At 36.1% G+C, this 22,938-nt stretch carries 18 protein-coding genes and 1 tRNA gene; 8 read left to right on the forward strand and 11 right to left on the reverse strand.

What is annotated here, in order from left to right; genetic code table 11:
- Positions 1–298 precede the first annotated feature (298 nt).
- The 6 genes from WKH12_RS05740 to dapA all read left to right on the forward strand — a co-directional run bounded on the left by WKH12_RS05740 (position 299) and on the right by dapA (position 4,838).
- Entirely contained in the window at positions 299–1,738 is a 1,440-nt protein-coding gene (locus WKH12_RS05740) for a hypothetical protein (protein WP_434732225.1), read from the forward strand.
- 4 nt (positions 1,739–1,742) lie between these two features.
- A complete protein-coding gene (locus tag WKH12_RS05745; protein WP_182184030.1) occupies positions 1,743–2,351 on the forward strand; it encodes a hypothetical protein in 609 nt (202 codons plus the stop codon).
- A gap of 4 nt (positions 2,352–2,355) precedes the next feature.
- Positions 2,356–3,171, forward strand: coding sequence for a hypothetical protein (locus WKH12_RS05750; protein WP_253309204.1), 816 nt, complete (start codon positions 2,356–2,358; stop codon positions 3,169–3,171).
- Positions 3,172–3,281: 110 nt separating this feature from the next.
- Positions 3,282–3,355 (forward strand) — tRNA-Arg (locus WKH12_RS05755).
- A 67-nt stretch (positions 3,356–3,422) separates the two neighbouring features.
- Positions 3,423–3,896 (forward strand): single-stranded DNA-binding protein, encoded by a 474-nt coding sequence (gene ssb / locus WKH12_RS05760; protein WP_096616007.1) that lies wholly within the window; start codon positions 3,423–3,425, stop codon positions 3,894–3,896.
- A 9-nt stretch (positions 3,897–3,905) separates the two neighbouring features.
- Positions 3,906–4,838: a 4-hydroxy-tetrahydrodipicolinate synthase gene (dapA, locus tag WKH12_RS05765; protein ID WP_434732226.1), complete on the forward strand. Its 933-nt coding sequence runs from the start codon at positions 3,906–3,908 to the stop codon at positions 4,836–4,838.
- Here the strand turns inward: dapA and WKH12_RS05770 are convergent.
- The 3 genes from WKH12_RS05770 to WKH12_RS05780 all read right to left on the reverse strand — a co-directional run bounded on the left by WKH12_RS05770 (position 4,828) and on the right by WKH12_RS05780 (position 8,054).
- Positions 4,828–5,448 carry a hypothetical protein gene (locus tag WKH12_RS05770; RefSeq protein WP_434732227.1) on the reverse strand — a complete coding sequence of 207 codons (621 nt, stop codon included), beginning with the start codon at positions 5,446–5,448 and terminating at the stop codon, positions 4,828–4,830. The genes dapA and WKH12_RS05770 overlap by 11 nt on opposite strands.
- Positions 5,449–5,859: 411 nt before the next feature.
- Positions 5,860–6,798 carry an Rpn family recombination-promoting nuclease/putative transposase gene (locus WKH12_RS05775; RefSeq protein ID WP_434732663.1) on the reverse strand — a complete coding sequence of 313 codons (939 nt, stop codon included), beginning with the start codon at positions 6,796–6,798 and terminating at the stop codon, positions 5,860–5,862.
- A 241-nt stretch (positions 6,799–7,039) separates the two neighbouring features.
- Positions 7,040–8,054 (reverse strand): IS630 family transposase gene (locus WKH12_RS05780; RefSeq protein ID WP_434732220.1). Its coding sequence is split into 2 segments (ribosomal slippage): positions 7,040–7,588 and positions 7,590–8,054, totalling 1,014 coding nucleotides; the frame shifts between segments, so codons are not numbered across the junction.
- A gap of 303 nt (positions 8,055–8,357) precedes the next feature.
- Between WKH12_RS05780 and ltrA the strand changes: the two genes are divergently transcribed.
- A complete protein-coding gene (gene ltrA / locus WKH12_RS05785) occupies positions 8,358–9,701 on the forward strand; it encodes a group II intron reverse transcriptase/maturase (protein ID WP_434732173.1) in 1,344 nt (447 codons plus the stop codon).
- A gap of 138 nt (positions 9,702–9,839) precedes the next feature.
- Here the strand turns inward: ltrA and tnpC are convergent, their stop codons facing one another.
- The 5 genes from tnpC to hemJ form a co-directional block, all read right to left on the reverse strand.
- Entirely contained in the window at positions 9,840–11,195 is a 1,356-nt protein-coding gene (gene tnpC / locus WKH12_RS05790; RefSeq protein ID WP_434732010.1) for an IS66 family transposase, read from the reverse strand.
- A gap of 62 nt (positions 11,196–11,257) precedes the next feature.
- Positions 11,258–13,939, reverse strand: a complete 2,682-nt coding sequence (locus WKH12_RS05795) for a hypothetical protein (protein WP_434732228.1) — start codon at positions 13,937–13,939, stop codon at positions 11,258–11,260.
- Positions 13,940–14,007: 68 nt separating this feature from the next.
- Positions 14,008–17,394 carry an isoleucine--tRNA ligase gene (gene ileS / locus WKH12_RS05800; RefSeq protein WP_434732664.1) on the reverse strand — a complete coding sequence of 1,129 codons (3,387 nt, stop codon included), beginning with the start codon at positions 17,392–17,394 and terminating at the stop codon, positions 14,008–14,010.
- A 334-nt stretch (positions 17,395–17,728) separates the two neighbouring features.
- Positions 17,729–19,048, reverse strand: coding sequence for a tRNA (N6-isopentenyl adenosine(37)-C2)-methylthiotransferase MiaB (miaB, locus tag WKH12_RS05805; protein WP_264688421.1), 1,320 nt, complete (start codon positions 19,046–19,048; stop codon positions 17,729–17,731).
- Positions 19,049–19,317: 269 nt separating this feature from the next.
- Positions 19,318–19,746: a protoporphyrinogen oxidase HemJ gene (hemJ, locus tag WKH12_RS05810; RefSeq protein WP_264736171.1), complete on the reverse strand. Its 429-nt coding sequence runs from the start codon at positions 19,744–19,746 to the stop codon at positions 19,318–19,320.
- Between the two features lie 65 nt (positions 19,747–19,811).
- Here hemJ and pdhA point away from each other — a divergent pair, with 65 nt between their 5' ends.
- On the forward strand, positions 19,812–20,792 hold the full coding sequence (gene pdhA, locus WKH12_RS05815; RefSeq protein ID WP_434732229.1) for a pyruvate dehydrogenase (acetyl-transferring) E1 component subunit alpha: 981 nt from the start codon (positions 19,812–19,814) through the stop codon (positions 20,790–20,792).
- Positions 20,793–21,011: 219 nt separating this feature from the next.
- On the opposite strand, the gene WKH12_RS05820 is transcribed toward pdhA, so the two are convergent.
- The 3 genes from WKH12_RS05820 to WKH12_RS05830 form a co-directional block, all read right to left on the reverse strand.
- Positions 21,012–21,179 (reverse strand): hypothetical protein, encoded by a 168-nt coding sequence (locus tag WKH12_RS05820; protein ID WP_434732230.1) that lies wholly within the window; start codon positions 21,177–21,179, stop codon positions 21,012–21,014.
- A 621-nt stretch (positions 21,180–21,800) separates the two neighbouring features.
- On the reverse strand, positions 21,801–22,424 hold the full coding sequence (ccmA, locus tag WKH12_RS05825; protein WP_434732231.1) for a heme ABC exporter ATP-binding protein CcmA: 624 nt from the start codon (positions 22,422–22,424) through the stop codon (positions 21,801–21,803).
- Between the two features lie 3 nt (positions 22,425–22,427).
- A complete protein-coding gene (locus WKH12_RS05830; protein WP_434732232.1) occupies positions 22,428–22,859 on the reverse strand; it encodes a hypothetical protein in 432 nt (143 codons plus the stop codon).
- Positions 22,860–22,938 lie beyond the last annotated feature (79 nt).

Genomic DNA, 22,938 nt, shown 5'->3' on the forward strand with positions numbered 1-22,938 from the left:
TGAAATAACAACTGTTCCAGTATTACTAGAAATGTTTACCATTAGAAATAATATTACAAGAATAGTAAATAGATTAATAACTCCTATTAATTAAAGTTAATCGGCAGATAGTGTATATTTCTAATTAATGAGTTTTCTTAATTTATTAATTAAATAGCTTAACATTAGTAGTGATTTTATAAAAAATTATAATATAAATAATGTTGCTGCGAAAATTTATAACAATATTTCCCTCTAACGTTTAATGAATTTCAATAAATTGCCTTTTTAATTCTAGATAAGTATATGCTTTGTTAATATGTTTAGTTCAAAATCCAAAAGTAAGTTTATGCTTTCTATTGGAGAAGAAGGCATAATGTTACTATATTTTAAAAATAATACTTTAAATAAAAGGTATTTTGTTAAGGGCAAAAACGATAAAGCAGTTTCCGATTTAATTTCATGTCTTTCATCAGACAAAAAAGCACCTTTATACCTGGTGCTTAATCATGCAGATCAAAATTACTCGCTACAGTTTATTACAAGGGCAAACAAGATTAGTGCCTATCTATCAGCAAAAACAAAGATGGAGCATTTTTCTCGTAATAATGACATAAGTTCAGTTTTTTTGGTTGAGAAGCCAAACAAATTCAATCAAAACTGGTGCTATCTTCTTGTTTCATCAAAAGCAAAGCATTTAGTAGAATATTGGTTGAATGTGTTTATTGAGATAGGCTCCAACTTTAAGGGAATATTAATGTTTCCTATAGAAATAAGTAATATAACAAAAAAGATTCTACATAAAGATCCTAATAATTGGAAAATTATAGTTGCTGCAACTAAAACGGGAGGCTATAGACAAGTGGTTCTTAAAGAGAATAAAATGATATTTACGCGTTTAGTACCATTTACTAATGATAATTTACCAGGAATTATTGCTGGTGGAATATATCAGGAAGTGCAAGATACTATTCGATCCTTAACTAAGTTTGGGTTTGAAAAAAATAACCCTATCGACCTTTGCATCATAGTGTCAGAAGATATTAAAGCTAGTTTATCAGTCATAAATTTTTCAGAGAACAGTGTGAACATATTAACTCCATATGAGTTAGGCAAACTATTAGGAGCAGAACTAGCTATAAGTGAAAAAGATAACTTTTGCGATACCATAATTTTGTTTCACAGCTTTAAGAATAAATTAGCAGCTATTTTTAATACAAAGGAAACTAAAGAATTTTATCTATTCAATTATCTTGATTTAAACTCTCCTCAAATTTTTCTATACTTCGCTTTGGTTTTAGTTGTAATTAACGCCCTTTGTTTGCTAAATTTGTATTCAAACTTCAGTGTCGCTGATAATTTATCCGCAAAGCAGAGCACCTTAAATAACCAATTAACAAAACTTAGCCAAAGCTATAATGTAAAAAAAATAGATGAAGTTTATGATTTTATTAATATCAATAATATTTTATCAAAAATAGAATACTCTCCTCTTACACAAGTTAAGTATGTAGAAAAGTTAAAAGTACCAGGTATAGAGCTTCGATCATTTGAATGGAATTATAATGAGGCAAAAAGTTATATTACCACAACTTTAAGGTTTAATTTTCGATCCGGTAAAAATATTTCCTATCAATACGAGAAACTACGAAAAAATTTAAACGATAATTTTCGTACCTATGACATTAATATTTCTAACTTACCTGCTGCTAAAGGGCAAAATCTATCTATTGATGTTGAAATAGGAGAGGCAATGTAGATTAATGACTATCTCTCAATTAAAAAGAAAAGCTACAATTCAGTTTATATCGTATTTGTTATTATCTGTTGGATTAATAGGGTTATTAACATATGTTGTTATCTATAACGAAAAGGTTTATAATAAAAACCAAATTGCGATTGATAAAATACGTTCTATTAATTTACAGATTACTGGAATTCAAAAAAAGGAAGTTGTTCTAAATAAAAACCTAGATTTATGGAAAAAAATTTCTTCTTCAAATTTACACAGTAGCAGATACATTGCAAATTTAAATTTCGAGCTTAGCAGGTTATATAAAAAGTACTATATATTAGAACCTGAAATATCAATTTCTATACCCGAAGAAGTTGAGCTCCACAACAAAAGTGAACGCACAAAAGTAATAAAAAGTGAAGTGGTCCTAAATTTAAGTTCAATCAGCGATAAGCATATTTTTTTATTTCTACAGTCTATTCCAAATCTGCCCGGTTATGTTATGATCAAATCTCTTATTTTAAACAAGCAGAGAAATATTGATGCTGCAACTATGAATCAAATTTTGAATGGTAATATGATAGAGATAGTGAGAGTTAATATAGTCTTTGATTGGTATACTATATTAAGTAGATAAGGTGATGAACATAAAGCTGTTTTTTATTTTTACGCTACTCATTTCCAATGTTAATGCATATTGCAGTTGTGAAGATATCATAGAAAGCATAGAAATTTGTAAGGAGTATTCTTGCCGACAATATATTGGCAATGAAGATTTTATTGAGCATAAAATATTAGGATTAAATAGTGGAAATTTATGCGTATATATAGAAAAACAAGGTGATGATGAAATGGTTTGTCATCATTCTCAGTATGGAATGATGATAGAAAAAAGATATTTTGAAAGTATTCTTAAAGTTGGCAATCAAGAAATCGATGATTTTATTGATATAGCAAATTTGCGTGCAAAAGAGTGTTTCTTTATTAACAATCAAAAACTAAGCTATACAGATCGGGACGATATAATAAGAGAAGCAGTGGAAAGTGACTTTGACGTTTTGTCACAATATAGTAACGTAAAAAGCATTTTTTTTGATGAAGAGCCAGTTAATAGAATGGTCAATGAAATGGAAAAGTTCAATTTACGGTCTTCAAGAGCTGCAAAAGAGGAGGTATCAGATAATTTCAACTGTAAGGTAGTGAGTTTAGACTCAATTTTATATCTTTCTTCCGATACATGGAAAATATGGGTAAATGGAAAGCTGTTTATAAATACTAAGGACTTAAAGGTGCACTCAGTCACTGAAAATTGTGTGACTTTTGTATGGGCCGTAGATCAAAAAGCAATAAAAAAGCATGCGAATGATTCTCAAAATGTATATCTTGGACATGGGAGTGTTATGTTTACGCTTTATCCAAAACAAAAATTTGACTTGGATAGCTTATCTATTAAATAATTTAGTATATAGCCAAAGTGACTTAGGTTTACCGACAATTTGAAAAACCGTCATCCCGCTGCTCGTTAGCGGGATCTCAACATAGATACCGCGGGTGGGTAGCTATATATGCGCTTGTAGCTCAGTTGGATAGAGCGTTGCTCTCCGGAGGCAAAGGCCGTGGGTTCGAATCCCTCCAAGCGCACTTTTAATTAAATTTGACAATAGTACTTTCACATAAGATAATAAAGGGATTTATTTAGAGCATAATTATGTCTGGTGGTACCATAAACAAAGTCATATTAGTTGGTAATTTAGGAAAAGATCCTGAAATTAGGACTACACAAAATGGAAAAGAGATGGCAAGTTTTTCAATAGCCACGTCTGAAAGTTGGACTGACAAACTTTCCGGTATGCGCTCTGAAAAGACAGAATGGCATAATATTGTAATTTTTAGTGAAGGATTAGTAAAAATCGTCAAAGATTTTGCACGCAAAGGCAGTAAAGTTTATGTTGAAGGTTCTTTGAGAACTAGAAAATGGACTGACCAAAACGGTAGTGAAAGATACACAACAGAGGTGGTTCTATATAATTTTAATAGCGCTCTTACTCTCTTGGATTCGCGGCCAAATTCCGATTACAAGCCAAGTGAATACAAGCAAAATGAAACAGAACAAAAAAATAAGCACGAAAGTTTTGACAACGATATAAAAGATGAACTAATCGACGATGAAATACCATTTTAACAATTTAAATTGAAATTTACATTTTTATGGACTGCTTGTGTTACTCCTTTTAATTGCAATGGGGATGACATAGATTACCGCAGTTTGCAGCGTTTACTTACAATACAAGCTGAAGCTGAAAATGGCGTAGTGTTACTGGGTAGCACAGGTGAAGGCCTATCGCTTACTGATTCTGAAAAGTGTACATTAGTTGAATTTGTATGTAAGCTAAAATTAAATACGAAAATTATAATTGGTGTACCAGGAGTGAATCTATATCAAACTCTTGAATGGCTTGATTTTTGCAAGGGTATGCCTATTCATGGCTATCTAATGACAACTCCCATTTATGCAAAGCCCGGAATTATGGGGCAGACTTTATGGTTTGAAAAGCTGCTTGAGAAAGCACATGTGCCGGCTATGTTTTACAATATTCCATCGAGAGCAGGAGTGAGTCTTCACGCTGAAACTGTACGCAACTTATCCAGCCACGAAAAATTTTGGGCTATCAAAGATTCAAGTGGCACCGTTGATACTTTAGCTCAGTATAAGAAAGTTGCTCCAAATATTGAGGTCTTTTGCGGAGATGATAATATGATATCCGATATGGCCGCTTATGGTTCGGCTGGTCTGGTTTCCGTTGCTTCCAATGTTTGGCCACATGTAGCACATGAATATGTTAAGCAATGCCTACTGTCATTCCAGCACGTAACTAGAAAAAAAACAACTCCTCAAATGACAGGAAATGACATGAAAAGTTCAACAGATATCTGGCAACAAGCTTGCAAAGCTCTATTTATTGCCAGCAACCCAATACCCACTAAAGCACTTTTGCATGATATTGGTCTTATAGAACATCAAACTGTCCGCCTACCACTCAGCACAGAAGACTTGCCTTCTGTTGAAAAATTGAGGCAAGCCAATAAAATGATTCTTGGATGGAAAGAACTGACTAATGACTAGGGCTAGGAACACAACCTGCACTAGCACCATTAACTTTCACACCGCTGTCAACCGAGCTACCTGGTTGTTCTCCACTTTCAGTTTCTATTTTCAAATTGCTTATTCTTTCAAAGTGATCCTCTAATTCTTTTACAAACTGGTTTTCTTCTAAAAGGCTAAGATACTCCTTTTCACCCTGTTCCTTATCTATAGGCTTTTTGCGGGTGGCGTATGTTGAACACTTTCTTCCAGTACTTGCTTTGCCCTCACATTCTCTTTCTTTTTGGTGATCTATAGAATTATGACCATTTACACCATCAACTCTCATGCCATGGCCGATCATACCTGGCGGTGGAGAAGAAGGGCATTTAGTTTTGCTATCAGGACCAGGATGGTCACTTGGTGGTGTTGGTGGAGAAGAAGAGCGTTCAGTTATTGCACTAAAAAGTGACATAATAACTTTACATGCTACTGCAGCTAAGACGGCTATAGCTAGGGGCGATTCAAGGCCAAGGGCAGCTAAACCTGCTCCAACTCCAAAAGAAACAACAGCCCCTGCTATAAGAGGTAAAACACACTTACTCAATTTATCAAACAATTCAGCTTTTTCATTTATCTTTTTTTTGGTCATATATATTACCGTATATTTTATCGAGAGAGCTTCTATCTATAAGCAATAAAATGCCAACAAGCGTACACGCAACTAGCGGGAGCATAGAGCCAATCATCCCCCCTGCGATCAAAGGCGGTAAACTAGGACAATATTTAAGAGCTGTGATACTAGCTATAAGCCCTACAGACCCTATGGCTATTGCTGCATATGATGCAAACTTTTTTAGGTTTACCGACGATTTGAAAAACGACAAATTCGTCATTCCGCTACTAGTTAGTGGAATCTATGCTGAGATACTGCGAATAAATCGCGGTATGACGTGTTGCTTGGGTCAGCTATAGGACCTGTACCAGCACCATGACCTTACCCAGAAAAAATGGAGAGAAAGAAAGGAGTTTTTTTGTGGTAATCCAATCAATCCGTAACCGTTCACAGATTTCCACTTAATTCTTCAATCTCACTAATAGAAAGGCCTGTAAACTTGACAATAGTGTTGACATCAACATTATTAGCCAGCATTGCTTTTGCGACTTCAATTTTCCCTTCAATTTTCCCTTCAATTTTCCCTTCAATTTTCCCTTCAATTTTCCCTTCAATTTTTCCTTTCTCTATACCTTTTTGTATACCTTTCTCTTCAGCAAGATCAAGTCTGTATTCAAGAATGGCTTCTTCTTTCCGTAGATCCATTATTCTTTCTTCGTAAGCTACTAAATCTTTTTCGTTCCAACGAAACTTGTCTAATTCATCATATGCTAGCTTTATTATTGGCGCTTTTTCTGCTATCTCTTTTAAGTCCTCTTCTGTTGTTTCTTCTGCGTATTTAAAAAAGAAACACCACCTTTCTACTATACTTTCTAACTGCTCTACTTTACTTTTTGAAAATTTGGGCAATTCTATAAAGATAAATTGAAAATCTTTTAAGTAATGGCCGTTAGTTTTTATATCACGTATATTGTGAGTAGAAATATAATCAACTTCTTCGGGAAGTAAGTTACAATTTGATATAGCAATAAAGAAGACTTTCTTTAAATCAATGTAGTTGCCAGATTTATCTAATTGTCTTGAGTAGGCTTTAGCGGCATATAATTGAGCGCGTTTTTCGAAGCCCTTGTCTCTAGCGAGCTGCATTTCTGCTATATATCTATTTCCATGAGAATCCTTGCAGAGAACATCAACAATACTTTGTTTATCAGAGGCAACTTCGGGATCCATAATAGTGCTAAGAAACTCAACTTCTTGTATTGCATTTATCTCAGTAAACCCTAAAATATCGTTCAAAAAGTGGATCAGGATATTCTTATTTTTTTCCGTTCCAAGTGCGTCCAGAGAAGGCAAGTATTGTTCAGTAGGAGATAGACCTACCAGGATAAAAGTCGGAATCCTGTAGCTTGGGTAGCAGCATGGAGGGAAACCAAAATGTTGAAGCCTACCGACAACATTATCGTAGGATAATGGCGAATTACCAGGCCGTAGCGAAAGCGAATACACAGATTGCCTCGAAAGGAATATTCTGAAGGTCGAGCCATCTTGGTACTGGCGAAGACAGAATAGACCAGACGAAAAACGAATGAAACGATAGGTCTACTTCAGCGGGGTGTTATACCAAATCTCATAAATAAATAGGCAAATAACTCACAGAACAAATGGTTTTGATCGAACTTTCCGTAATATTACGAATGAATGCACATACAGTATCCTCCAATAAACTAACAGAGTCATATATTCTATTTTTAATGAGATTGTCTTTCAAATATTGCCATAAACGCTCTACTGGATTTAACTCTGGTGAATATGGAGGTAAATAGATTAAGGTAATATTTTGTGGTATTTTTAAACCTTTGGATCTATGCCATCCTGCACAATCCACAACAAGAAATGCCTCCCTTGTTCCTAAATATTGTGACATCTGCTCAAGGAATATATTCATACAATCAGTATTGACGTTTGGTACGAATAAGCTAGAACTCTCTCGATTTCTAGGATTAACTGCACTATAGAGATAAAAGTTTTGCCTACCTAATTTTACCTTAACCTGTGTCCTAATGCCTTTTTTAAACCACCCGTGTCCAATCTTTGAATGTGTGCCAAACCGCGACTCATCGAAGAAAAATAGCTCTTTTTCGGGATACGTGACAATAGTTTCATTAAGATTTTTTTTTAAACTCTTCTTGTTTATTTTTATCCTGTTTATTGTGCACAGGCCTTGGAGTAATATACGAAAAACCTAACTTTTGCATCAGTCTATGTGCTGTAGACTTACTTACCTCAATAGAAAACATTTTCTCAATTATGATTTTTAATTTCTTAGCCGTTAGGTTGGCTCCTTCTTCTGCTATGACATTTTTAATTTCTTCTTGCTGCTTGTAGCTCAACTTCGGCTTTACTCCACGTCCTGGTTGTATTTTAAACGCATTGACTCCTCCTTCCTTAAATCTTGTAATCCACTTCATCAATGTAGTTCTAGTAATTCGGTATATTTGAGCAACTTTTGTTATTCCATATTCTTTTGCAGATATTATTGCCTGTAATCTTCTTCCTATCTCTCCTCTTATGCCGTGCTTCTTTAATTCCAGGTTACACTTATTATATAATTCTTCTCCTATTGCTTTACTTTTTCCTGCCATAACTCCCCACTAATTCTTAAATTATTCTATTTTAGAAATTTTTCTTTATTCCTCTATTTATTTTTAGGAATTGGTATTAGTAACGGCATGGCAATGAGGACATACAAAGCAACTGGAGAAGCCCTCCTCATCCCAAGGAGAAATACCTTGGAGAGGTAGGTTCTATAACTGGAAAACAGGAAGTGAACTGAAGATGAGAGGGTGGCAGATGGGTGCGTAGTAGTGAAGAAGTGAGGTAACGCTCATGGAGCAAAGGCACCCTGCTAGTAGAAATCTTTTAACAAAAGGAAGGTAAAGGTAAAAATGATAAAAATGCCAATAAAATTACAAGACCTGAGAAGAAAGATATATATCAAAGCGAAAGCAGAACCGGAATGGCGATTCTGGGGAATCTATGTTCACGTCTGTAAGATGGAGACACTGGAAGAAGCATATAAGCTAACAAAGAAGAGTAATGGGGCACCAGGAATAGATGGGATGACATTCGAATCGATAGAGGCAGAAGGCTTAGAAAAGTATCTTCAACAAATAAGACACGAACTAATAACCAAGACCTATAGCCCAAATAGGAACCGGAGGAAGGAAATACCAAAATCTGGAGGAAAATTCAGAAAGTTGAACATACCCTGCATCCGGGATAGAATAGTGCAAACAGCACTGAAGCTAATACTTGAACCGATATTCGAATCAGACTTCCAAAAAGGATCATACGGGTATAGACCTAAGCGTAATGCGCATGAAGCAGTACAAAAAGTAACGGAAGCAGCAATCAAAGGCAATACAAAAGTAATTGACGTAGATCTGAAATCCTACTTCGACAATGTGCGACATCATATTCTGATGGAAAAGATTGCCAAAAGAATAAATGACAAAGAAATCATGCGCATGATTAAGCTAATCCTCAAAACAGGAGGAAAACGAGGAATAGCACAAGGATCACCACTTTCGCCACTACTAAGCAATATATACCTAAATGAGGTAGATAAAATGTTGGAGAAAGCAAAAGAGGTGACCAAAGAAGGAAAGTACCAACGTATGGAATATGCCAGATGGGCAGACGATTTAGTGATACTGATTAGTGAACACCCGAAACGGGAATGGCTAGAAAGAGCAGTATACAGAAGGTTGGAAGAAGAATTAGCAAAACTAGAAGTGAGCGTAAATGAAGAAAAGACAAAAGTTATCAACCTAAAGAAAGGAGAAACATTTAGCTTCCTAGGGTTTGATTTTCAAGAGAATATCACAAGACAAGGAAAATGGAATGTCAGGAAAACACCGCAGATGAAAGCACGAACAAACCTGCTACGCAAGTTGAAGGAAATATTTCGGCGCTATAAATCGCAACCGATAAAAAGAGTGATACATGACATCAATCCGATATTGAGAGGGTGGGTAAACTACTTTAGGATAGGGAACTCTGGTCGAAAGTTCAATTACGTAAAACATTGGGTGGAAAAGAAGGTAAGACGCAACTTAATGCGAGCCAGGAAAGCAAAGAAAGGGTTTGGGTGGAAGAAGTGGAGTAGCGAATGGATATACAAAACGCTGGGTCTATATTCAGACTACAGAATAAGGTATTACAAACCGAAAGCATCACCAGTACAATATGTGATAAACTTTGGTAAAGAATCTGCTAGGAAAGCGTAGTGCGGGAAAACCGCATGCTGCGTTTGACGAGGCGGGAGCTGGAAACGTTAACATGGGAATTTGGATTGAGGCCTATTGTGAAAACAATGGATCAGCCACCAAGTAACCGTTCACGGATTGTGAGAATGAATTAAAGAACTAAGCAGTGACAGCTACTAGATTCTGTAGCTTTTGAAAGGGGTTCTGGCCATTGAGACGTGATGTCAAAAATATCGACAACATTCTTTCCACGAATCTTTCTCCACGTTCTGACCAGGTGAAAAAGCTGTTTTTACGATAAATTACGTACCGTCTAATTTGCCGTTCTGCAAGGTTATTAGTTGTTTCTATCACTTCAGGTTTTCTTAAAAACTTCCACATCATATCCTCAGATCGTAACATCTTAGCGGCCATTCTTGAAGCTTGAGTGCTATTTGCAACCCTCGTCATTTTACGTAAAAAATGTTTTACCCTTTTCCGAATTTTTCGCACCAGTCGATAAAATCTCAAATTATCTATCAAATTTTGTTTTTTTGCCTTATCTACTACAAACACCTTATTGCTGAGCGATTTTAGTGCTTGGCCAATTTTGCTCACTTCAACATTTTTACTATGGGCAAATCTCTCAAAATCTCTTGCCAGATGTGCCCAACATATCTGTCTATTTTCACGATTGAAGTAATTGTATACAGCGTATCTATCGCTCACAAATATACCATCATATTCTGGCAGTAAACTCTTCAACACCTTCTTACCACGAGACTCGCTTACCTTCAGAAGTGTCAACGCTTTGTTTGTTATTACCCAACTCCAGCCTCTCTTTCCTTGATTTCTGTGCCCTGTTTCGTCTATATGCAAATACTCGCTTCCTTGCAACTCTTCCTTCATTTTCTCATATTCAGATGCACACTTCTTCGATACCCTGCGTTCAGTATTTGAGACTAAACCAAGGCTTATATTTAGATTAAAAATACTGCCCAAAATTTGCTGTACCTCTCTTTTTGAGTTAATAAAAAAGCCGCTAAGGCTGCTTATAACTGTTTTAGCATTGGGTCCTAGAAAATCTCTTGCAACACCTTCGGGTAAATTTGCTGTAATTCTTTTATTACATACTCTACAATGTCCTCTTTGCAACCTGTACTCAGTTACAATTGGCTTAATTTCTGGCAACTCTGCCTTCTGATGAATAATTTCATCTTCTAAAGTAATCTTACCTCCACACATACAAATTGTATCAATTGTGCATCTCACTACCTCGTCTGCAGCCATTAATTCACGCTTATGCACCTTATGTCCTGGCTGACCTCCTGGTTTTTTATCACTTTTCTTTTTTGCTTTCTTACGATATATATCTCGTGATGGTGGCAGCGATGAATTTTGCGAATTTAAGCCCAATTTGTCTTCTAATTCAACTATTTTTGCTTTCAAGCTATCATTTTCTCTGATCAGTGCTTTTATTTCTTCCTTGAGATTAGCGTTTTCTGCTACAACCTTTTCTTGCAGCACTGTTGTCATTTACCCATTCCATATTTAGCTTCCTATCTCTTTACACTTTTATACTTACTTTGTAAACCACCTTATCTCCGTGAACGGTTACTAGTGTTCTGCTTTTGCTGTGTCACACTTACTTCATCCAATCTATTCCCAATCTTGAATTCAACATCCTTAAAAAATCTATTCCACATTCCACGCAAATGCTCTTCTACTTTAGGCCATACATCATTTTTAAATGTCTCTCCATCATCAGAAAACACATTGCCTAAAAAAGCTCCAAATCCTTCATAATTTGAATGAAAATGTTGAAGAAATGTCTCTATTTCCTTATGAGTATCATGTGCCACACTCAACGCTTTTCCTTCTGTGCTCTCATCCCCATACATTGCAACGGCAAGACCTGTTTTAATATATCCCAAGCCTGTCTGAATAGCTTTTATAGGTTGCAGCCATGAACTCTTATCGCTTTTTGGTACATTATTTACTATATTTTCCACCAACCTATTTATTAAAGGAGACAATAAATCTTGACAAAAGTGTTTGATATTATTCTTTATTTCAACTACAGGACCTTTCATGCGTTTTTCTGCTAAAAAGTATTCTAGTTCTGCTTTTTCTAATAACTCCTTGATTTCTTTTTCATCAAAAATTTCTTGCTTGAGCACCTCCAACAACTCATCTTCTATTATTGCAAATTTTATTTTTTCGCGAGATTCCAGTTCTTCTCTATAATCATTTTTTGTTTCTTCATTTATCAACAATCCTTCTTTTTTTAACTCTAATTGTTCTAATGCTTCTAAAATTTCTTGGTTATTTCGCAAGCATAACTCTATTAACTCCATACTTGAAGATTTCTCTTCTTTACTATTTTTCTCAACATCCAAATCCTCATTCTGCTTTCCTATTATTTCCTTCAGTCTTGTAGGTTGCGTAAAATATTCTCCAATTTCTTTTCGATAAGAAACAATCTTGTTTACTAGACGTTTTTCATCTTCTCCATTGAATAGCATGTCCTTATTATCTTCTACATTCTTTATACTTTCCCCTTGCTTTTCAAATAACTCTTGAATTCTACATCTTGTTATTTCTAAATACATCTTCTCTATAAAGTCATTCACTTTATCCGAAGTCCTTGTTTCCTTTAATTCACTAAAATCTTCTGCTAAAGATTGCTTTATTTTTTTATCTGACTTATCCAGTAGAGTTTGAATAGTCCTTATTCTCGATTCTATTAGCCTTTCCTCAACTTTTTGACCATCATATTCAAATTTAAAAAGATCTTCTAATTTCCTTTTTAAAGCACCATCTTTTAAGTTACCGTTTTTCCTATTTTTATGCATCTCTTTTAATTTTTCACATATCCCATTATATCTTTTCTGTCCTATTTCTCTTAAATCCTTAATCTCTCTTTCAGCATTATCTAGAGCTTTCTTTGTTTCTTGAGGGTACATATCTTCATAAGTATTAATTATTGTCCTTTCAGCTATTTTCCCTTCTTTTATAAGCTGTTTCCATTTTGCTTTAAACATAGGAAGCCCTCTATCGTCCAAGTCATCTGGTACTTTTGCTCCTGCTTTTTTTAGATCTTCTAGTATCATTTCCTTTTCAGTCTGCAATTCCTTACCTTGGCTCTCCAATTCTTGTTTCACGAATATATCTCTTAGCGCATCTTCTAATGAAAAATCCTCTCTTCTTTTTTGTGCAAATTTAATTGCTTGTATAAAAGCAACTCGATAAGCATTTTGTATTAAGTAATTCACCAGTTTAGAATCTACACTATCCACCACTTTCAGTCTGAATTCGTTCAACAGTTCCTTCAGCTTATCATATGTAATATCTTTTCCTTCTAGCTTCATTAGCTCTTCCATAGTCTTTGCGAATTCCTGAATCGAAATTGCAAGCACATTCTTGATCTCATTACGTAAAGGCCTAAGGCCGTTTTTTAAATTGATATTAGCTGATAATTTCAGTATGGTATTATGTTCTGAATCACGTGCAACATTAAACCAACTACCATCTTTATCTTCATATAAATCTCTAAGTAATTGTTCAAATTGCGGTGGAAACTTAACTTCCATATCCCACTTAATGTCTGACTTACCAGCATCTATTTCACGAAAAGACACTTCAATATTCTGGTGTTCATTCTGATATAACCCATTACTTATTTTTAGAGCAGCAACCAAAGAATGAGATAACTTTCTGTTTGTAAGATAAAAAGTAGCTAAGGCGGGTGTTGCAGGAATAATTAAGGCTATAAGCACAGCTATATCAACAAGAATTGCAATTGCAGCAAGAACGCCATATGCCAATCTTTTTGCTGTACTTACCTCACTCTTTTTTGTTTTACTTTCCTCTGAACTGGTTTGTGTTTTACTGTTTGTTTTATATATAACTAACCCCAATGCAACAGAAGCAACATAAGGAAACATTAAAACTGATAGAGCTGAATTTAATACTTTCTTCTCCAGGCAAGCTCTGTTTATTTCCTTAAATATTTCGCTTGATATATTATACCAGGAAGTAAAAAAATCGGAGCCGTAACCTTTATAATGAAATATACTTAGTGGAATGCTAAAATCAGCACCTATTTTTTTTAAATTACTAACAGATTCTTGCTCTTCCAAAGTAGCAACAGGTCCTTCCTGTTTTTCTGAAGTAGCAAAAGATTCTCTTTGTAAATTAGGTTGTCCATTTAATGCATCTAAATCACCACTATTGTTATTTAAGTCAACAACTTCCTCACAACCTACAACAGCATTCATACCATAACCTTATCCAATTACCTTAAGTATAGCATAAATACTGACAATCTTGCAACTTTATTAAAAATCTAACGCTCAATGCTAACATTTAAATCCTGATATTCCTTAGAATAAAAGTTAGTTCCAATTTCTGTATTAATGTCCAAAGATAAGGCAAGGGTCTGCTCTTTTATATATTCAATCCACGTATTTATTGCTTCCTTAATTTTCTCATCTTCTGTTTTGATTATTACTCTGATTCTATCGGACATATGAAAATCAGCTTGTTTCCTAGTTTCCTGAATGAGCCTCACTACATCTCTTGCAAGCCCTTCTAGAATCAATTCATCATTTAAAGTAGTGTTTAGGATAACAACCCCTTTGTTGTTATCAAATACAGAGGAGAATTCACTGTTTGCTTTTAATAATAGTTCATATTCGCCTTTTTCTATGATATAATTTTCTGACTCGTCCCCCAAAAATATGAGACCTCTTTCTGTCATTCCAGCGCGTGACGCTGGAATCTGCGTCTGGATCCCAGTGTCAGCTACTCGGATGACACCGGATTCAACTTGTTTCCACTTTCCTTGTTTAACATATTGAACCAGTGTCTTAATCTTCTCCGGAATTCTTTTTCCAAGCACAGGGAAGTTGAGTTTTAACTCTAGTGATGCAATATCTTCAAGTCTGTTTACTAACTTCAGTTTTTTTACATTTACCTCATCTTTTATCATCTCTTGGTACTCATTTGAGTTTTCAGCACACTGGATCCCAGTGTCACGCACTGGGATGACAGAAAACGGCTCACCTTCAAGAAAACTACAGGAAGACTGATGATAAATGATCATACTGCCAAGTGGCTGTCTGATACGTATATTAAAAGTGTTTCTAATAGAGAGTGCAGAGTTACATATCTCTCTCACTAGATCCATTTTGGCAATGAGCTGACTATCAAACTTCTCTAATTGTGGGAAATCAGCCAAATGAACAGATGTTTCTTCATACTTAAGCCCTTGCCATATATTCTCTGTTATAAGTGGCAACAAAGGGGCTGCAGCTCTTAGCATGTAATAAAAAACCGTATATAGAACATTATAAGCATCAGTTTTATCCTGATCCAAATCACTTTTCCAAAAACGCTCGCGACTGCGACGAATATACCAATTATTTAGCACTTCAAAAAAGTTCATCAAAATTTTGCAAGCCTCTTGGGAGTTATAGCTGTTCATAGAAGTTTGGATACTTTCTACAGCTTCAAAACATTTGGAAATCATGTAGCGATCAATAGTACTTTGATAATCCTTACAAACTTCAGCTTTAATTCCATCTGCATTTGCATACATGGTAAAAAAGTGATAACTGTTCCAAATAGGTTTTATTACGTTTTTCAGAACATCTCGTATTGAGTTTCCTTTTTTATCGAGTAGCAAATTACCACCACAAACAGTAGATCCAGAAAGCATAAGAAAACGCAGTGCATCAGAACCGTATCTATCAAAAACCTCCATTGGATCTGCATAGTTATTCAAACGCTTGGACAATTTTTGCCCTTTTACATCCAAAACAACACCGTGGCATATGCAGTTCTTAAATGGTTCCCTATCAAACAAAGCAGTGGACAATACAAAGAGCGTATAAAACCACCCCCTGGTTTGCGCTATGTATTCAGTGATAAAATCTGCAGTTTCAAACCACTCCTTATTTTCAAACGGATAGTGGACTTGTGCGAATGGCATCGAGCCAGATTCAAACCAGCAGTCAAATACGTCAGGCACACGACGCATAACTGATTTTCCTGTTGGATCATCAGGATTTGGCCTCGTTAAAGTATCGATAAATGGTCTGTGCAAATCATCTACTTTAACATTAAAATCTCGCTCTAGTTCTTCTATCGAACCATATACATCCACTCTTGGATATCTTGTATCATCTGATTGCCACACAGGAATCGGAGTACCCCAAAATCGATTGCGTGAAATTGACCAGTCGTGTGCCCCTTCAAGCCATTTTCCAAATTGACCATCTCTAATGTGGTTTGGTATCCAATTAACTCTCTTATTTAGCTCTACCATTCTGCTTTTGAATTTTGTAACGGCAACATACCAAGAAGGCATAGTGCGATAGATCAAAGGAGTGTCAGTTCTCCAGCAGTGTGGATAATTGTGAATATATTGTTCAGTTTTGAACCAGTTTCCTTGTTCTTTCAATTTTTTTATTACTGTATCATTGGTATCAAAAACATGAACCCCTGCCAAATCTGAAACTTCAGCAGTAAATTTTCCACTGTTATCAATTGGACAAATAACTGGAATATCATGGCTTTGGCAAAGGTAAAAATCTTCCTCACCAAATCCAGGAGCAGTGTGTACAACGCCAGTACCATCTTCTCCTGTAACATAATCAGCAACAAAAACACGGAATGCATTCTTTGTATCTTTAAAGTAATCAAACAGCGGCTTATAGGAAAGGCCTGCAAGATCATTCGCTTTAAGTTTTATATTGCAGTTTTCATATGGAATATTGTTTTGTTCAGAGTGGCTAATAAATTTTTCTAGGTAGCTTTCAGCGAAAATATAAATTTCACTCTTCGCTGAACTCCTTTCATTAACTTCTGTCATCCCAGTGCTTAGACACTGGGATCCAGAAATAGACTCCAGCGTCACGCGCTGGGATGACACCAAAGAGTGGACTGACACTGCACAATACTTGATGTCCTTTCCTATCGCCAATGCCAGATTGCTAGGAAGAGTCCAAGGAGTTGTAGTCCAAGCAAGTAATTTACATTTTTGTTTAACACTTTTAAACTGCTGTGGGTTTTCTAAAAGCTCAAATGCAACAGTTACAGCTTTGCTAGTCTTTTCTCTATACGCGTTATCAAGCCTTGTTTCAAAATTGGATAATGGAGTTTCGCACGCCCAGCTATATGGAACAACGCGTACTGATTCATACACTAGACCCTTATCATAAAGCTGTTTAAATGCCCACATGACCGACTCCATGAATGATTTATCCATGGTTTTATAGTCATTATGAAAATCCACCCACCTTGCCTGCCTATTGACATATTTTTCCCACTCTGATGAAAATCTCATTACAGAAGTACGACAATGGTTATTGAATTTTTCAATGCCGAATTTTTCTATCTCAGTTCTACCAGATATTCCAAGTTCTTTTTCTGCACCCATCTCAGCCGGTAATCCATGGCAATCCCAACCAAATCTACGTTCAACCCTTTTTTGAAGCATAGTTTGATATCTTGCAAATGCGTCTTTGATGAAACCAGTGAGTAAATGTCCATAATGTGGAAGTCCATTTGCAAACGGAGGCCCATCATAAAACACAAAACAATTATCCTTGGAACGTTCTCCAACTGACCGCTCAAAAACTTTATTTTCCTGCCAAAATTTTATGATTTCTTTTTCTAACGACGAAAAATCAGGACTACTTACTGTATCAGGATAATGCTTTGACTTCATGTTCATTTTGACCGGATAAAGCCAAAGAATATAGGGCTTTCTAGAAAATTACAAATGCAAAAAGAAACAAACTTATTCCTGCACCCCACACCCTATAGCTAACACAATCCCACGTCATACCGCGATTCATTCGCGGTATCTCAGCTTAACCGTCATATCGTCACGGTATCTCTAGATCCCGCTAACAAGTAGCGGGATGACGGTTGTCGGTAAGCCTAAATTACTTTAGCTATAGTTGATAAACTTGAAATAAACTACGTGAAGTACTTCTATCTTGTTCTATAGGGGTACTTTCTCTCAATCAAAATAATTCTCTGACGGATGTCCAACAGAGCTATCCTGCACCACACCCCAACAAACTGTTCTGCCGAGCTTCCAACACTTTCACGTTTACTATTTTGTCCCTGTATTTACCTTCAGGATCATCAATGCACACTGATTGCATATATGGGCTTTTACCAATAATTTGGTTTTGGTGTTTGCCTTTTTTATCACTGAACAAAGCAGGTATAGTTTTGCCTACCATACTCTGGTTAAACTCAAGTTGTTGCTTACTAATTAATTTCTGTAAACGAAGAAGGCGTTCTGTTTTAACCTCTTCTGGTACTTGATCTTTTCTTTCTGCTCCTGGTGTACCTGGTCTGGGGCTATATTTAAAGCTATAAGCCTGAGCATATCTAATTTTTTCTACTAATTTTACAGTTTCTTCAAAATCTTTTTCGGTTTCTCCAGGAAAACCAACAATAAAATCAGAAGAAAATTCGATTTCAGGTTTCAATTTGCGAAATCTGTCTATTATTTCCAAATACTCCTCTGCAGTGTGCTTTCTGTTCATCGCGTGCAATATTTTATTCGAACCTGACTGCACAGGCAGGTGAATAAATGGCATGAGTTTTGGCTCTTCCGCATGTGCCAAGTAGAGAGATTCATGCATATCTCTTGGATGAGAAGTTGTATAACGAATCCTCTCTAGCTTTTCAATTTTAGCAATATGACTAACTAATTTGCCTAAATCCCACACTTCCCCTTCGCATTTCCCATGGTAAGCATTGACGTTCTGACCAAGCAAATTGATTTCCTTCGCCCCATTTGCAACTAATTTCAATGCTTCACGAAATATTTCATTCACTGGCCGTGAATACTCAGCTCCACGAGTATATGGTACTACACAAAACGTACAAAATTTATCACAACCTTCTTGTATGGCAAGAAACGCAGAAGACCCCTGGCTATTGCCATAGCATTCATCTGGCAATTTATCAAACTTTGCAACTTCAGGAAAATCAGTGTTTATTACATGACCTTTACTTCTGCTTGCTTTGACTATCAGCTCCGGTAAGGTAGCGATACTCTGCGGACCAACAACAATATCAACAAAAGGAGCCCTTCTGAATACTTCTTCTCCCTCTGCTTGCGCTACACATCCAGCCACCACTATAGTAATTTCTTTTCGTGACGAATGAATTTTCCCGAGCTCAGAATAAAGCTTTTCTGCTGCCTTCTCTCTAATGTGACAAGTGTTCAGTATCACCAAATCAGCTTTTTCTGCATCACTAACAACGTTGAACCCCAAAGGTTTAATTATATTTTCCATTAAAACGGAGTCATAAACGTTCATCTGACAGCCGTAAGTTTTAATATATAGGCCTTTCATATTTGGTATGTCTTTTTCAAAACCCTACATATAATCACATTAAATGTCCAACAGACCAGCGCGTGACGCTAGTGAACTTGCTAGCACAATAGATTTTTATAAAATTGGATCCCAATGTCAAGCACACAGCTATTGCAACTCGACTTCACCAGTATCCCTGTAAAAATCATTGGTAAACCTCAGTAACTTTAGCTTATGTTATTTTCAAAAAAGTCAAAAATGAAAATAGAAGAGTAGCTGAGCTTTCTGCTTTTTCTGGGTAAGGTCAGTCAAAAAGGTTTTACAACAACCATAATAACTATAACTATTATCAATACTGTAACTGCTTCATTTAAAACACGAAAATAAACGTGTTTTTTTTCATTTGAACCCATTGCAAAATTTTTCCTATATTTTGCAAGTAGCATATGAATAATTAACATCAAAAGTATTGCAAATGCTTTTACATGAAACCATCCTTCACGATATGCTTCCCTAATAACCATTAATGTGATTCCAAGACCAAGTGAGAAAAGCATTGCAGGGTTTATGATATATCTAAGTAGCCTCTTTTCCATTGTTTGAAGCAAGCTATCATTTTCCGATCCCGGTTTTACAGTTGCGTGGTAGACATAAAGCCTGGGTAAATAAAGCATACCTGCCATCCACATAATGGCGGAGATAACGTGAAAAGCTTCGAGCCAGCGGTAGTAATCCATTGAGATTTATTACAAAATGTTAAAAATTTCTGATATTATTTTAGTTTAATGAAAAAGAAATCGATATGAAAGCAGAAAATTTCACTAAAGAACAGATAATTGGATTCTACAGGAAAATGCTACTCATACGCAGATTTGAAGAAAAAGCAGGACAATTATATGGAATGGGATTAATAGGCGGGTTCTGTCACCTATCAATAGGGCAAGAAGCAGTTGCAGTTGGAACTCAAGCTGCATCAAAATTAGGTGACGCTTTTATCACAAGTTATAGAGACCATGGCTTAATGCTCGCATGTGATTCTGATCCGAATGTTGTGATGGCAGAGCTTACCGGCAAAGAAACAGGATGCTCGAAAGGTAAAGGTGGTTCGATGCACGTATTTGACGTTGCAAAAAAATTCTTCGGCGGACATGGAATAGTGGGGGCACAAGTTCCAATTGGCACAGGAATAGCATTTGCTAATAAATATAAGAAAAGAGACAACGTGGTATTCACGTATTTTGGTGACGGTGCTGTAAATCAAGGGCAAACATATGAATCATTTAATATGGCAGCTTTATGGAAGTTACCTGTAGTTTATATTATAGAGAATAACGGATATGCAATGGGTACTTCTGTAGAAAGATCCACTTTGGTAACTGAGCTATATAAAAAAGGAGAAAGTTTTGGTATTCCTGGAAAACAAGTTGATGGAATGGATTTTTTCTCTGTTTATGCGGCTACAAGCGAAGCAGCGGAACACACACGCAGCGGAAAAGGGCCTATCCTGCTTGAAATGAAGACATATCGATATCGCGGCCATTCGATGTCAGATCCTGCTACTTATCGCTTAAAAGAAGAAGTTGAAGATATGAAGCAAAATCATGACCCTATAGGCACTTTAAAGAAATACATGATAGATAATAAAATTGCTTCAGAAGAAGAATGTAAAGTAATTGATAAGGAAGTACGTGATTTAGTAAAAAAGTCGGAAGATTTTGCCAAAAATAGTAAAGAACCAAGCGTTGATGAGTTGTATACTGATGTTTATAAATTTGTTAGCTAAGTAGGCTTCTTTTTTTTTATCCAGGTGGCAACTAACTGTACGAACATTGTATAGTAAACGATGTCATCGAAGTGCTTCCTTCTTCTGTCATCTAAGTAGCCTTCTTCTTGTCATCCGAGTAGCTGAAACTGATTCCTTTATGACGGCCCAGTGCCCTCTTCTTGTCATCCCAGTGCCTATTTCTTTGTCATCCCAGTGCCCAGACACTGGGATCTCATTTCACTCTATAATAGTATCATCCCAGTGCCTCCTTCTCCTGTCATTCCAGCGCTCCTTTCTCGTCATCCCAGTGCCCAGACACTGGTTCACTCTATAATGGCAGTGCTCCTTTCTTGTCATCCCAGCGCCTCCTTCTCCTGTCATCCGAGTAGCTCCTTTTTTTGTCATCCCAGTGCCCAGACACTGGTTCACTCTATAATGGCAGTGCCTCTATGATGTAAGGAATCCAGTTTTTATGCAATCTCATCAAGAACGTTGTGTTTTAACGTAAGGTTGGCTACTTTTACACTCACTAACTTAGCTAGATCCCAGTGTCTGGGCACTGGGATGACAGCAGTCCTACGTCATACCGCGATTCATTCCTACGTCATACCGCGATTCATTCGCGGTATCTCTTAACATAGATCCCGCTAACAAGCAGCGGGATGACACCTCTCTTGGGCTCTTTTAGCTACAAACATTAAGAAATTTACCAAATAAAAAAAAAGGCAAAGAAATCCCGTGGTGCGAGTTTTGACTCTATATTACTGTAAGTGGCGCTGTAATAATGTGCTGACGCTTAGTTTAAGCGCGTTTTGGCTGAATGTAGAAAAAATTTAAAAGACATGCAGCCGCTATAATTTTATGTAATCCGCCAAAAAATACCCTAAGTTTTTTACTGAATTTTGTCATTGAACCTGCGCAGATCAAAAACAAGTTTTGAGTCATAAATACCCTTATTGTCATAATAAGGGGGCTGGCGGAGTTTGTCAAGGAAGTTTTTTCGTTTCTAACGGTTGTTGCCAAAAACTATGCAAGAAGTCTATTGAAATCGCGTATATCAATCGTTGTAAAATCACACAATTGCTCTGTAGAGCTATGCCCTGTAATAATTACTATACCATTTTGCTCAGAGCGTATTGAGATTAGGTTCAGCACTAATTCACACGTTGCACTATCAAGATTACAAAATGGTTCATCTATCAGCCAAACGTTTGCATTAGAAATCAAGAGGCGAGCAAGTGCAACTCTTCTTCTCCAGCCTGCAGAAAGTTCGCCATATCTAATATTAAGTACAGGCTGCAACTGCAAGCAACAAATAGCTGCCACAATCAATTCCCTAGTATTTCGTATTCCTGCCCAGAATTCTATGTTTTGGGCAACAGTTAAGCTATCTTTACAGGCATTCTTATGCCCTACGTAGACCATAGAAGGTATATAGGATTTTGGATCATCATATATGTCTTTTCCGCAGTACCTTATATTGCCTGATACCGGCGGTAAAAGTCCAGATAAACTTCTAATTAAGCTGGTTTTACCACTACCATTTGGACCAGTGATTAGAATCTTTGATTTTGGCTCAGCTTTAAAACTGAGATTTTTAAATAGTACCTTATTATTACGCGCGCAGGATAAATTTTCACATTCGAGCATGGATTATCTGCCCTTCCCCTTATGTTTACCTTGAGTTGAAGCCTGAGCTTTTACAAACAGCTCCCAAAATCCTTTCTTTCCGTCTTCTCTATGTATCAATTGTGCAAAACGCTGCATTAAACCATTACCCATCATAACCATCTTTGTCCATTTACCTACCGGTTTTGCTATGTCAACTATTTCTAGATCTTCTTTATAAACCTGTATATCTTTTTGCTTTTCGCGTAGCATTTCCTGTTGTTTCATCAACTCTTTTTGCTTATTTTTTTGATATAATTCGTTGAATTTTCTGTCTTCTTCGCACTCTTCTTTAAAAACTTTTCTAGGAAATATGATTTTTCTAATGCGATTTTTGTATATTTTTCTCAAAAAGAGAAATACTGCAGCTACAGCAAGTAATGTTACGCTATATAATATGATCTGTGTAAGTGGCATTTCCTGTATCTAATTCATTAAAAATACCCTTACCATTATACCATAATTATAGAAATTGTGCAATTCTTGTGTGAGTAAA

It is taken from the genome of Wolbachia endosymbiont of Zygogramma bicolorata (assembly GCF_051130665.1).
GTDB lineage: Bacteria > Pseudomonadota > Alphaproteobacteria > Rickettsiales > Anaplasmataceae > Wolbachia.